The sequence below is a fragment of the Pantoea sp. X-Soil-OKNW-556 genome, from assembly GCF_059730695.1.
The window spans coordinates 1,290,609-1,302,804 of sequence record NZ_AP035990.1; the positions used below are offsets into that span (position 1 = coordinate 1,290,609).

The 12,196-nt window shown below is 53.5% G+C and carries 13 protein-coding genes and 3 tRNA genes; all 16 read left to right on the forward strand.

Features of this window, described 5'->3' with window-relative positions:
• Window positions 1-36: 36 nt before the first annotated feature.
• Window positions 37-1,203: an ADP-forming succinate--CoA ligase subunit beta gene (gene sucC, locus AC6I8T_RS05860; RefSeq protein ID WP_013508302.1), complete on the forward strand. Its 1,167-nt coding sequence runs from the start codon at window positions 37-39 to the stop codon at window positions 1,201-1,203.
• Window positions 1,203-2,078 carry a succinate--CoA ligase subunit alpha gene (sucD, locus tag AC6I8T_RS05865; protein WP_021182416.1) on the forward strand — a complete coding sequence of 292 codons (876 nt, stop codon included), beginning with the start codon at window positions 1,203-1,205 and terminating at the stop codon, window positions 2,076-2,078. Before sucC ends, sucD begins: the two co-directional genes overlap by 1 nt.
• 660 nt (window positions 2,079-2,738) lie before the next feature.
• Window positions 2,739-4,310: a cytochrome ubiquinol oxidase subunit I gene (cydA, locus tag AC6I8T_RS05870; protein WP_021182417.1), complete on the forward strand. Its 1,572-nt coding sequence runs from the start codon at window positions 2,739-2,741 to the stop codon at window positions 4,308-4,310.
• An 11-nt stretch (window positions 4,311-4,321) separates the two neighbouring features.
• Window positions 4,322-5,461 carry a cytochrome d ubiquinol oxidase subunit II gene (gene cydB, locus AC6I8T_RS05875; RefSeq protein ID WP_021182418.1) on the forward strand — a complete coding sequence of 380 codons (1,140 nt, stop codon included), beginning with the start codon at window positions 4,322-4,324 and terminating at the stop codon, window positions 5,459-5,461.
• Between the two features lie 15 nt (window positions 5,462-5,476).
• The gene (gene cydX / locus AC6I8T_RS05880; protein ID WP_013508306.1) at window positions 5,477-5,590 is read left to right on the forward strand and encodes a cytochrome bd-I oxidase subunit CydX; all 114 of its coding nucleotides are present in this window, start codon (window positions 5,477-5,479) and stop codon (window positions 5,588-5,590) included.
• Complete coding sequence (ybgE, locus tag AC6I8T_RS05885; protein ID WP_208725026.1) at window positions 5,590-5,883, forward strand: cyd operon protein YbgE; 294 nt, start codon at window positions 5,590-5,592, stop codon at window positions 5,881-5,883. Before cydX ends, ybgE begins: the two co-directional genes overlap by 1 nt.
• A 190-nt stretch (window positions 5,884-6,073) precedes the next feature.
• Window positions 6,074-6,496 (forward strand): tol-pal system-associated acyl-CoA thioesterase, encoded by a 423-nt coding sequence (gene ybgC, locus AC6I8T_RS05890; RefSeq protein WP_369700778.1) that lies wholly within the window; start codon window positions 6,074-6,076, stop codon window positions 6,494-6,496.
• The gene (gene tolQ, locus AC6I8T_RS05895) at window positions 6,493-7,179 is read left to right on the forward strand and encodes a Tol-Pal system protein TolQ (RefSeq protein WP_013508309.1); all 687 of its coding nucleotides are present in this window, start codon (window positions 6,493-6,495) and stop codon (window positions 7,177-7,179) included. Before ybgC ends, tolQ begins: the two co-directional genes overlap by 4 nt.
• A 13-nt stretch (window positions 7,180-7,192) precedes the next feature.
• Window positions 7,193-7,621: a colicin uptake protein TolR gene (gene tolR / locus AC6I8T_RS05900; RefSeq protein WP_013508310.1), complete on the forward strand. Its 429-nt coding sequence runs from the start codon at window positions 7,193-7,195 to the stop codon at window positions 7,619-7,621.
• A gap of 25 nt (window positions 7,622-7,646) precedes the next feature.
• A complete protein-coding gene (tolA, locus tag AC6I8T_RS05905; protein WP_021182421.1) occupies window positions 7,647-8,906 on the forward strand; it encodes a cell envelope integrity protein TolA in 1,260 nt (419 codons plus the stop codon).
• Window positions 8,907-9,022: 116 nt separating this feature from the next.
• Window positions 9,023-10,318: a Tol-Pal system beta propeller repeat protein TolB gene (gene tolB, locus AC6I8T_RS05910; RefSeq protein ID WP_208725027.1), complete on the forward strand. Its 1,296-nt coding sequence runs from the start codon at window positions 9,023-9,025 to the stop codon at window positions 10,316-10,318.
• Window positions 10,319-10,382: 64 nt separating this feature from the next.
• Window positions 10,383-10,895: a peptidoglycan-associated lipoprotein Pal gene (gene pal, locus AC6I8T_RS05915; RefSeq protein ID WP_013508313.1), complete on the forward strand. Its 513-nt coding sequence runs from the start codon at window positions 10,383-10,385 to the stop codon at window positions 10,893-10,895.
• 9 nt (window positions 10,896-10,904) lie between these two features.
• Window positions 10,905-11,711: a cell division protein CpoB gene (cpoB, locus tag AC6I8T_RS05920; RefSeq protein ID WP_208725028.1), complete on the forward strand. Its 807-nt coding sequence runs from the start codon at window positions 10,905-10,907 to the stop codon at window positions 11,709-11,711.
• A gap of 166 nt (window positions 11,712-11,877) precedes the next feature.
• Window positions 11,878-11,953: transfer RNA gene (locus tag AC6I8T_RS05925), tRNA-Lys, on the forward strand.
• 53 nt (window positions 11,954-12,006) lie between these two features.
• A tRNA-Lys gene (locus AC6I8T_RS05930) sits at window positions 12,007-12,082 on the forward strand.
• A gap of 33 nt (window positions 12,083-12,115) precedes the next feature.
• A tRNA-Lys gene (locus tag AC6I8T_RS05935) sits at window positions 12,116-12,191 on the forward strand.
• The last annotated feature ends 5 nt before the right edge of the window (window positions 12,192-12,196 follow it).

A 12,196-nucleotide genomic window follows, 5' to 3' on the forward strand; every position in this document is an offset into this window, starting at 1 on the left:
TCATTAGTCTTTTCAGACCTGAATGGATAGAACATCATGAACTTACACGAATACCAGGCGAAACAGCTGTTTGCACGGTATGGTATGCCGGCACCGACTGGCTACGCCTGTACTACGCCACGCGAAGCAGAAGAAGCCGCCTCTAAAATTGGCGCAGGCCCGTGGGTAGTGAAATGTCAGGTTCATGCCGGTGGCCGCGGTAAAGCGGGCGGTGTGAAAGTGGTTAAGAGCAAAGAAGAGATCCGCGCCTTTGCAGAACACTGGCTGGGCAAACGTCTGGTGACCTATCAAACTGACGCCGAAGGCCAGCCGGTAAACCAGATTCTGGTTGAAGCCGCGACTGACATCGATCAGGAGCTGTACCTGGGTGCGGTCGTTGACCGTGCCAGCCGTCGCGTGGTCTTTATGGCCTCGACCGAAGGTGGTGTTGAGATCGAGAAAGTGGCGGAAGAGACCCCGCACCTGATCCACAAAATGGCACTCGATCCGTTGGCCGGTCCTCAGCCGTATCAGGGCCGCGAGCTGGCGTTCAAACTGGGCCTGACCGGTAAGCAAGTCAGCCAGTTCACCAAAATCTTTATGGGTCTGGCGACCATGTTCCTCGAGCGCGATCTGGCGCTGGTAGAGATCAACCCGCTGGTCGTTACCAAGCAGGGTGACCTGGTGTGCCTCGATGGCAAACTGGGTGCCGATGGCAACGCCCTGTTCCGTCAGCCGGAACTGCGTGAAATGCGTGACCCGAGCCAGGAAGATCCGCGTGAAGCTCATGCAACGCAGTGGGAACTGAACTACGTCGCACTGGAAGGCAACATTGGCTGTATGGTCAACGGTGCCGGTCTGGCGATGGGTACCATGGACATCGTGAAACACCACGGTGGTCAGCCTGCAAACTTCCTTGATGTCGGCGGCGGCGCAACCAAAGAGCGCGTAACCGAAGCCTTCAAAATCATCCTGTCTGACGATGCGGTTAAAGCCGTATTCGTTAACATCTTCGGCGGCATCGTGCGTTGCGACCTGATCGCAGACGGCATCATCGGTGCAGTGGCAGAAGTGGGTGTCAACGTACCGGTGGTGGTACGTCTGGAAGGTAACAACGCCGAGCTGGGCGCTAAGAAACTGGCGGACAGCGGTCTGAACATCATTGCAGCAACCAGCCTGACAGACGCGGCACAGCGTGTTGTTGCTGCTGCGGAGGGTAAATAATGTCCATTTTGATCGACAAAAACACCAAAGTCATTTGCCAGGGTTTCACCGGTGGCCAGGGGACTTTCCACTCTGAGCAGGCGCTGGCCTATGGTACTCAGCTGGTTGGCGGTGTGACGCCGGGCAAAGGCGGCACCACCCATCTCGGTCTGCCGGTGTTTAACACCGTGCGCGAAGCGGTAGAAGCAACAGGCGCAACCGCCACCGTGATCTACGTTCCGGCTCCGTTCTGTAAAGACGGTATCCTGGAAGCGATCGATGCCGGTATCAAACTGATCATCACCATCACCGAAGGTATCCCGACGCTGGATATGCTGACCGTGAAAGTGAAGCTGGATGAAGCTGGTGTGCGCATGATCGGCCCGAACTGTCCGGGTGTGATCACCCCAGGCGAATGTAAAATCGGTATCATGCCGGGCCACATTCACCTGCCGGGCCGCGTAGGTATCGTGTCACGTTCTGGCACCCTGACCTATGAAGCGGTTAAACAGACCACCGATATCGGTTATGGTCAGTCTACTTGTGTCGGCATCGGTGGTGACCCGATCCCGGGTTCTAACTTCATCGACATCCTGAAAATGTTCCAGGAAGACCCGCAGACCGAAGCGATCGTGATGATTGGTGAGATCGGCGGTAGTGCTGAAGAAGAAGCTGCTGCCTATATCAAAGAACACGTCACCAAGCCGGTTGTTGGTTACATCGCCGGTGTGACTGCGCCGAAAGGTAAACGTATGGGCCACGCCGGTGCAATCATTGCCGGTGGTAAAGGTACGGCGGATGAGAAATTCGCTGCACTGGAAGCGGCTGGCGTGAAAACCGTGCGCAGCCTGGCTGACATCGGTGATGCGGTGAAAGCGGTACTGCCTGCTAAATAAGTTTACGTTTTTGATCTAAGCCACCTGCGGGTGGCTTTTTTTATGTCCGTAGCCACTGAAAAAGTGGGGAAAAATCCTACGCAGTGAAAATTGCCGTCTATGCTTACTTTGTCAGAAAGGTAAAGAAGGGCAAATTCGAAGGCGTTCTGTTTGAAAGTTAGGAAAGTCTTACCCGCCGCTTCGTTAAATTTTTATGGCAAAGGTAATTATTTTCTTAATTACGTCATCGTCTCATGACAACTAATTAACAACCTGCCTAACAATACATATCTGGAAATTTTGTACGTTATCTCAGATCAATAAATGCTGAGATATAACAAACTTTACCGCTGGCAAAGCGCAGCGCAAACGGTATAAATTGCGCTACATCAATTCAATCATTTCCATGTTTTTTCAGGAGTTTGTGCCAGGCGTTGTTATATCAATTCTGTCGCCACCGCACTCTCGACTGTGGAAAACCGATTGTTGCGATGAGTTTTCAGGGCTTTTTCATCACAGTTACTCGCTCACTTCGGGCAGCAGATTACTCTGTTCTGTCGGTAACAAAACAAAACTGGAATCAATAATCAGTCGTTCCTGACTCTTATTCTGCACGTCAATGTCTGTCTTTTTACCGTTGTCGCCCGCAGAAGGAGTTCATGCGAGGAGCAAGGAGTCATCATGTTAGATATTGTCGAGCTGTCGCGTTTACAGTTTGCTCTGACGGCGATGTACCATTTCCTGTTCGTGCCATTAACGCTGGGTATGGCGTTTCTGTTGGCGATCATGGAAACCGTATACGTCCTGACGGGGAAACAAATTTATAAAGATATGACCAAATTCTGGGGCAAGTTGTTTGGTATCAACTTTGCCCTGGGTGTGGCGACCGGTCTGACCATGGAGTTTCAGTTCGGTACCAACTGGTCTTATTACTCACATTACGTCGGCGATATCTTTGGTGCGCCGCTGGCCATCGAAGGCCTGATGGCGTTCTTCCTTGAATCTACCTTTGTCGGCCTGTTCTTCTTCGGCTGGGATCGCCTCGGTAAGGTACAACACCTGACGGTGACCTGGCTGGTGGCGCTGGGTTCGAACATGTCAGCGCTGTGGATCCTCGTGGCGAACGGCTGGATGCAAAACCCGATTGCCTCTGAGTTCAACTTCGAAACCATGCGTATGGAGATGGTGAGCTTCTCCGAACTGGTGCTCAACCCGGTGGCACAGGTGAAATTCGTGCACACGGTGGCAGCCGGTTACACCGCAGGGGCGATGTTTATCCTCGGTATCAGCTCATGGTATCTGTTGAAAGGGCGTGACATTGCTTTCGCTAAGCGCTCCTTCGCGATTGCCGCCAGCTTCGGTATGGCTGCGGTGCTCTCCGTTATCGTACTGGGTGATGAATCCGGCTATGAAATGGGTGATGTGCAGAAAACCAAACTGGCTGCCATCGAAGCGGAATGGGAAACGCAACCTGCGCCTGCCTCCTTTACCTTGTTCGGTATTCCAGATCAGGACGCGCAGCAAAACAGATACGCTATCCAGATTCCTTATCTGCTCGGTTTGATAGCCACTCGTTCGGTGGATACGCCGGTTACCGGCCTGAAAGAGTTGCTGGCGCAGCATGAAGTGCGTATCCGTAACGGTATGAAGGCCTATGCGTTACTCAACGAATTGCGTGCAGGTAGCAAGGATCCGGCAGTGCGCACCGCTTTTGAGCAAAGCAAACAGGATCTCGGTTATGGCTTGCTGCTGAAGCGTTATACCCCGGACGTGGCTAACGCTACCGAAGCGCAGATTCAGAAAGCGACGGCGGACTCGATCCCTCGCGTCGCACCGCTCTATTTTGCCTTCCGTATCATGGTGCTATGCGGCGTGCTGCTGCTGGCAATCATTGCGTTGTCGTTCCTGAGTGTGATCCGCAATCGCATCGGCAAGTGGCCGTGGCTGCTTAAAGCGGCACTGTATGGCATCCCACTGCCGTGGATCGCCATCGAATCAGGTTGGTTTGTCGCGGAATATGGTCGTCAACCTTGGGCGGTCGGTGAGGTGTTGCCGACGGCAGTGGCGAACTCTTCGCTGACCACTGGTGACGTGCTGTTCTCCATGATTCTGATATGCGGTCTGTACACCCTGTTCCTGGTGGCGGAGATGTATTTGATGTTCAAATTTGCCCGCCTTGGTCCAAGCAGCCTGAAAACGGGCCGCTACCACCATGAGCAGATTGGCTCATCGACTCAACCGGCGCGTGGATAAGGAGAGCTACCATGTTTGATTATGAAGTGTTGCGATTTATCTGGTGGCTGCTGATCGGCATTCTGCTGGTTGGGTTTGCCGTCACTGAAGGTTTCGACATGGGGGTAGGGATGCTGGTCCGTATTATGGGCCGCACCGATACCGAACGTCGCGTAATGATCAACACCATTGCCCCGCACTGGGATGGGAACCAGGTGTGGCTGATCACCGCAGGTGGCGCGCTTTTCGCTGCCTGGCCGATGGTGTACGCCGCCGCATTTTCTGGCTTCTATGTCGCGATGATCCTGGTGCTGTCGTCACTGTTCTTCCGTCCGGTCGGTTTTGATTACCGCTCCAAGATTGAAGATGTGCGCTGGCGTGGCACCTGGGACTGGGGCATCTTTATCGGTAGCTTTGTACCGCCGTTGGTGATTGGCGTGGCATTCGGTAACCTGTTGCAGGGCGTACCCTTCCACGCTGACGAATACCTGCGTCTGTTCTATACCGGCAACTTCTTCCAGCTGTTAAATCCGTTTGGCCTGCTGGCTGGCGTGATCAGTGTGGCGATGTTCCTGGCGCAGGGCGCAACTTATCTGCAAATGCGTACCACTGGAGAACTGCATGTCCGTTCACGTTCTGTTGCGCAGATCTCCGCCTTAGTGATGATGGTGTGCTTCATTCTCGCTGGTGTGTGGGTGAAATACGGTATTGATGGTTATGTGGTGAAAAGCGTTATCGATCACCATGCGGCGTCTAACCCACTGGGTAAAGATGTGGTACGTGAAGCCGGAGCCTGGCTGGTGAACTTTGAGCAGACGCCGATCCTGTGGATCTTCCCGTTACTGGGTGTGCTGATGCCGCTGCTGACCATCCTGTGTTCGCGTGCTGAGAAGGGTGCCTGGGCATTTATCTTCTCTTCACTGACTCTGGCGGGTGTGATCATGACGGTAGGCATTGCGATGTTCCCGTTCATCATGCCATCCAGCACCGTGCCGGGCACCAGCCTGACCATGTGGGATGCAACCTCCAGTGCGCTGACGCTGAAAATTATGACCTTTGCGGCCATCGTGTTTGTGCCGATCATTCTGCTGTACACCACCTGGTGTTACTACAAAATGTATGGCCGCATCACCAAAGAACACATTGAGAGCAATACGCACTCCCTGTACTGATTAAGGAGAAAGAGCATGTGGTATTTTGCCTGGATACTTGGCACCCTGCTGGCTTGTTCGTTCGGTGTGATCGCGGCACTGGCGCTGGAGCGTGCGGAAGAAGCCGCAGCAAAGGGTGATAAAGCCTGATGCGCGGATTGTTTCAGACACTGTATCGTCTGATGGATAAGGGCCCGTTGCGGGCCCTTTCACTATTGCTGGCCCTATGGCTGGCGGGGTGTGTGTTCTGGGATCCGTCGCGCTTCGCGGCGAAGACCAGCGCTCTCTCTGTCTGGCATGGACTGGTGCTGATTTGGGCGGTATGTACTGGCGTGATTCATGGTACCGGGTTCCGTCCTCAGCGCTTGCGTTGGCAAGCGTTGTTCACACCGTTACCGGCAATGGTCGTGTTGGCGGCGGGAATCATCTGGTTTTACCGTTAAGTCAACGATCAGGACGAATGTTGTCCTTTTTCTGTAGAAATTTCAGGCGCTGGTGTGAGGTTATGTCAGCGCCTGGTCAAGAAACCTGCCAAAAATCCTTCCGATTGTTACCGTGTGATAATTATTTTCTCGCGGCGTCAGCGGGCCATTCCCAAGCTGATCTCACTTGCGTATAGTAGCAACGTTTAAAATGATACCGGGATGTAGAGTGAGTACAACGCTGTTTCGCTGGCCGGTTCGGGTCTATTACGAAGACACCGACGCCGGTGGTGTGGTTTACCATGCCAGCTATATCGCTTTTTATGAACGAGCACGTACTGAGATGTTGCGCCAGCACCATTTCAATCAACAGACGTTGCTGGAACAGCAAATCTGTTTTGTGGTACGGCGTATGACGGTGGACTATCTTGCGGCAGCACGTCTTGACGATCTTCTGGAAATCCAGAGTGAAGTGACCTCAATGACGCGAGCCACCATGACGTTCTCGCAGCGTATCGTGAATAATGAAGGCAAAGTGCTCAATGAAGCAGAAGTCCTGATTGCCTGCATCAACCCACATCTAATGAAGCCGATTGCGCTTCCCAAGTCTATTGTCGCGGAGTTCAAGCAGTGACTGACATGAATATTCTTGATTTGTTCCTGAAGGCAAGCCTTCTGGTCAAACTTATCATGTTGATTTTGATCGGCTTTTCCATTGCCTCCTGGGCAATCATTATTCAGCGTACCCGCATTCTCAATGCTGCCGGGCGCGAAGCCGAAGCGTTTGAAGATAAATTCTGGTCAGGTATCGAGCTGTCTCGCCTGTATCAGGAGAGCCAGGGACGTCGTGACGAACTGAACGGCTCAGAGCAGATTTTCTATTCCGGTTTTAAAGAGTTCGCGCGCCTGCATCGCGCCAATAGCCACGCGCCAGAAGCGGTGGTGGAAGGTGCCAGCCGTGCCATGCGTATCTCGATGAACCGTGAACTGGAAGCGCTGGAAAACCACATTCCTTTCCTTGGCACCGTCGGTTCCATCAGTCCTTATATCGGTCTGTTTGGTACGGTGTGGGGGATTATGCACGCCTTTATCGCCCTCGGTGCGGTGAAGCAGGCTACCTTGCAAATGGTTGCGCCGGGTATCGCTGAAGCGCTGATCGCCACCGCAATCGGTCTGTTTGCCGCGATTCCGGCGGTCATGGCGTACAACCGTCTGAACCAGCGTGTGAATAAGCTGGAGCAGGGCTACGACAACTTTATGGAAGAGTTCACGGCTATCCTGCATCGTCAGGCTTTCTCCACCGACAATACGAAGTAAGTCGAGGTAAACGATGGCCAGAACCCGTGGTCGCGGACGCCGCGACCTTAAGTCGGAAATCAACATCGTTCCACTCCTGGACGTGCTGCTGGTGCTGCTGCTGATTTTTATGGCAACCGCGCCGATCATTACCCAAAGTGTGGAAGTGGATCTGCCGGATGCGACTGATTCAAAAACAGTTTCCAGCGATGATAATCCGCCGGTGATTGTCGAAGTTTCCGGGGTAGGGCAGTACAGCCTGGTGGTGGATCACGATCGTATGAACCAACTGCCTCCTGAGCAAGTGGTGAGCGAAGCGCAGCGCCGACTGGAAGCCAATCCGAAGACTGTTTTTCTGATCGGTGGTGCGAAAGATGTGCCTTACGACGAAATCATCAAGGCGCTTAACCTGCTGCATCAGGCTGGCGTGAAATCTGTCGGTTTGATGACGCAGCCGATTTAAAGCGAACCGTTTTTGGGAACCGAGAGTGTCGAAGGCAACCGAGCAAAACGAGAAGTTAAAACGCGCGATAATCATTTCGGTGATTCTGCACATCGTGTTGATCGCCTTGCTGATTTGGAGCTCGTTTAACGAAAAAATCGAATCCAGCGGCGGTGGCGGCGGTAGCGATATCGACGCGGTAATGGTCGACCCGGGTGCCGTGGTCGATCAATACAATCGTCAGCAGAATCAACAAAGCGATAGCAAGCGTGCCGAGCAGCAGCGCGAGAAACAGGCGCAGCAGCAGGCTGAAGAGTTGCAACAGAAGCAGGCCGCCGAACAACAGCGTCTGAAAGAGCTGGAGAAAGAGCGTTTGCAGGCGCAACAGGAAGCCAAAGAGCAGGCGAAACAGCAGGCCGAGCAGCAGAAAGCGGCTGAAGCGGCGGCAAAACAGGCGCAGGAAGAACAGAAAGCGGCTGAAGCGGCAGCGGCGAAAGCCAAAGCCGACGCTAAAGCGCAGGCCGATGCACAGGCAAAAGCGGCGGCAGAAGCTCAGGCGAAAGCCGCTGCTGAAGCGAAGCAGGCAGCAGCTGAAGCGAAGAAACAGGCTGAGCAAGAGGCGAAGGCGGCAGCAGCCGAAGCGGCGAAAGAGAAAGCGGCGCAGGAAGCGAAAGCAGCGGCTCAGGCGAAAGCCAAAGCGGATGCCGAAGCGAAAGCGCAGGCCGCGGCCGATGCCAAGGCAAAAGCCGCGCAGGAAGCCAAAGAGAAAGCGGCTGAAGACGCGAAAGCTAAGGCTGCGGCTGAGGCGAAAGAAAAAGCCGAAGCAGCAGCGAAAGCGAAGGCGGATGCCGCGGCGAAAGCCAAAGCAGCAGCTGACGCGAAGAAGAAAGCAGCTGCCGAAGCGGCGAAGAATGAAAACGCTGTGGATGATCTGCTGGGTGGTCTTTCATCCGGTAAGAATGCACCGAAAAGTGGGAACGCTTCCGGTGGCGGGGCTGCGGCTGGACAAGGTAATCAGAAGAAAGCCGGTGCTTCAGGAGCCGAAATTAACTCCTATATGGGTCAGGTTGTGGCAGCAATTCAGAGCCGTTTCTATGATGCTGATTCCTACAAAGGTAAAGAGTGTAACCTGCGCATCAAGCTGGCTCCGGATGGCTTGCTGATTGATGTGAGGGCGGAGGGTGGCGATCCTGCGTTGTGTCAGGCGGCAGTCTCGGCGGCGAAACAAGCACGCATACCGAAGCCACCTTCACAGGCGGTGTATGAGGTGTTCAAAAACGCACCAATGGATTTCAAACCTCAGTAATGCAGTAACATACGGCAGGTTGAACTAAGGTTAGCTTGCCGTATTCTATGAGTACCCGTGTTTTTTCAGGAACAGTGCGAATTATCATGAACTCAGGTTCAGATAAGGGAGAAAAGATGAAGCAGGCACTTCGTGTAACCTTAGGTTTTTTTGTACTGCTGTGGGCGGCCATGCTGCACGCGGAAGTACGCATTGAAATTACGCAGGGCGTGAATACCGCACGTCCTATTGGTGTGGTTCCTTTCCAGTGGGCCGGTCCGGGCGCTGCACCAGAAGATATTGGTGGCATTGTCGCAGCAGACTTGCGTAACAGCGGTAAATTCAATCCGCTGGATCGCTCACGTCTGCCGCAGCAGCCGACCAGCGCACAGCAGGTTCAGCCTGCCGCCTGGAGCGCACTGGGTATCGACGCTGTCGTGGTAGGTCAGGTCACCCCGAATGCCGATGGCAGCTACCAGATCGCTTACCAACTGGTGGATACCGGTGGTGCACCGGGCACGGTACTGGCGCAGAACTCTTACAAAGTGACGAAGCAGTGGCTGCGTTATGCCGCACACACTGCCAGTGACGAAGTGTTTGAGAAGCTGACCGGTATCAAAGGTGCCTTCCGTACCCGTATCGCGTACGTGGTACAGACCAACGGTGGTCAGTTCCCGTATGAACTTCGCGTTTCTGATTACGATGGTTACAACCAGTTTGTGGTGCATCGTTCGCCGGAACCGTTGATGTCACCGGCCTGGTCGCCGGACGGCAGCAAATTGGCTTATGTGACCTTTGAAAGCGGTAAATCTGCGCTGGTAGTGCAGACGCTGGCAAATGGTGCGATTCGCCAGGTGGCTTCTTTCCCGCGCCACAACGGTGCGCCAGCCTTCTCGCCGGATGGTTCTAAACTGGCATTTGCCCTGTCTAAAACCGGTAGCTTGAATCTGTATGTGATGGACCTGGGTTCAGGTCAGATTCGTCAGATTACCGATGGGCGTTACAACAGCACCGAACCCACTTGGTTCCCGGATAGCCAGACCCTGGCTTACACCTCGGATCAGGCCGGTGCGCCACAGATTTACAAAATTGGCATTAACGGCGGTGCGCCACAACGTATTACCTGGGAAGGTTCACAGAACCAGGATGCGGATGTGTCTGCCGACGGTAAAACAATGGTGATGATCAGCAGCGCCGGTGGTGCTCAGCATGTCGCCAAACAGGATCTGGAAACGGGAGCCGTTCAAACGTTAACGGACACGTTCCTGGATGAGACGCCAAGTCTGGCTCCTAACGGCACGATGGTAATCTATAGCTCTACTCAGGGGATGGGTTCCGTGTTGCAGTTGGTTTCAACCGATGGGCGTTTCAAAGCGCGTCTTCCGGCAACTGATGGACAGGTAAAATCACCTGCCTGGTCGCCGTATCTGTGATGCATCAATCCCCTGCTGAGGTGGGGGATCATATGTATGGCAAACAAAATAATAGGATAAAGAAATGCAACTGAACAAAGTGCTGAAGGGTTTGATGCTGGCTCTGCCGGTTATCGCAGTGGCTGCATGTAGCTCTCACAAAAACAACAACAACGACCAGACTGGTATGGGTGCTGATGGCGCTTACGGTTCTGGCCAGAACGGTAACATGTCTTCTGACGAGCAGGCACGTCTGCAAATGCAGCAGCTGCAGCAGAACAACATCGTTTACTTCGGTCTGGACAAGTATGACGTGCAGTCTGAGTACGCTCAGATGCTGGATCAGCACGCTGCTTTCCTGCGTAGCAACCCGTCTTACAAAGTGACCATCGAAGGTCATGCGGATGAGCGCGGTACGCCGGAATACAACATCGCCTTGGGCGAGCGTCGTGCTAACGCAGTGAAAATGTACCTGCAGGGTAAAGGCGTGTCAGCTGATCAGATGTCTATCGTTTCTTACGGTAAAGAGAAGCCGGCAGTTCTGGGTCACGACGAAGCGGCTTACGCTAAAAACCGTCGTGCCGTTCTGGTTTACTAAGATAATCACATGATGAGTAACTTCAGACTTCATCTCTTGAGTCTGTCGTTACTGGTTGGTGTAGCGGCCCCCTGGGCCGCTAATGCCCAGGCGTCAATCAGTAGCGTTGGCTCAGGCTCGGTCGAAGACCGTGTCACCACTCTTGAACGAATCTCCAATGCCCAGGCTCAGCTTTTGCAGCAGTTGCAGCAGCAGATGAGTGACAACCAAAGCGATATCGATTCGCTGCGCGGGCAAATTCAGCAGAACACCTATCAGCTTAATCAGGTGATTGAACGCCAGAAGCAGATCTACCAGCAGATTGACAGTTTGAGCAGCGGTAATAATGGTGCTCAGGCCAGCGGTGGTGGTGATGCAGCGGCAGCCGCCGGTGGTGCTGATGCTGGTGCTGCCACCGCAGGCAGCAGTGACAGCGCAGCAACCGCAGCGCCGACACAAAGCGGTGATGCCAACAGCGACTACAATGCCGCTGTAGCGCTGATTCTGGAGAAGAAGCAGTACGATCAGGCCATTACTGCGTTGCAGGCATGGGTGAAGCGTTATCCTGATTCGACTTACCAGCCCAATGCCAATTACTGGCTGGGGCAGTTGTTTTACAACAAGGGCAAAAAGGACGATGCGGCCTATTATTTTGCCACTGTGGTAAAAAACTACCCAAAATCGCCGAAAGCCGCAGAAGCGTTGTTTAAGGTTGGGGTGATCATGCAGGAGAAGAACGACACGGCGAAAGCTAAAGCGGTCTACCAGCAAGTGATCAAACAATTCCCAAACAGCGAATCGGCAAAGCTGGCGCAGAAACGTCTCGCCGGATTGTAATTTGTGCAGCACAGACCGGATTTCGTGTGATTTCTGGTCTGGCCGCATGAAAGGTAAGCAATTGAGTAATTTGGTGGAAAATAAGGGTTGCGCTACCCCGCTAAATCAGTAATATATGCCGCCGTTGCCGGGACATATCTTAACAAGTATCGGCAGCGCTGAAGATGGGTCGTTAGCTCAGTTGGTAGAGCAGTTGACTTTTAATCAATTGGTCGCAGGTTCGAATCCTGCACGACCCACCATCTCAACCTCTAATCGGTTCAGTGTTTTCTTCAGTTTGCTTCACAACCACGATGGGTCGTTAGCTCAGTTGGTAGAGCAGTTGACTTTTAATCAATTGGTCGCAGGTTCGAATCCTGCACGACCCACCATCTGGTCACTCTGGTTGTAAGCCCTCATCGAGCGGGTCGTTAGCTCAGTTGGTAGAGCAGTTGACTTTTAATCAATTGGTCGCAGGTTCGAATCCTGCACGACCCACCAATATG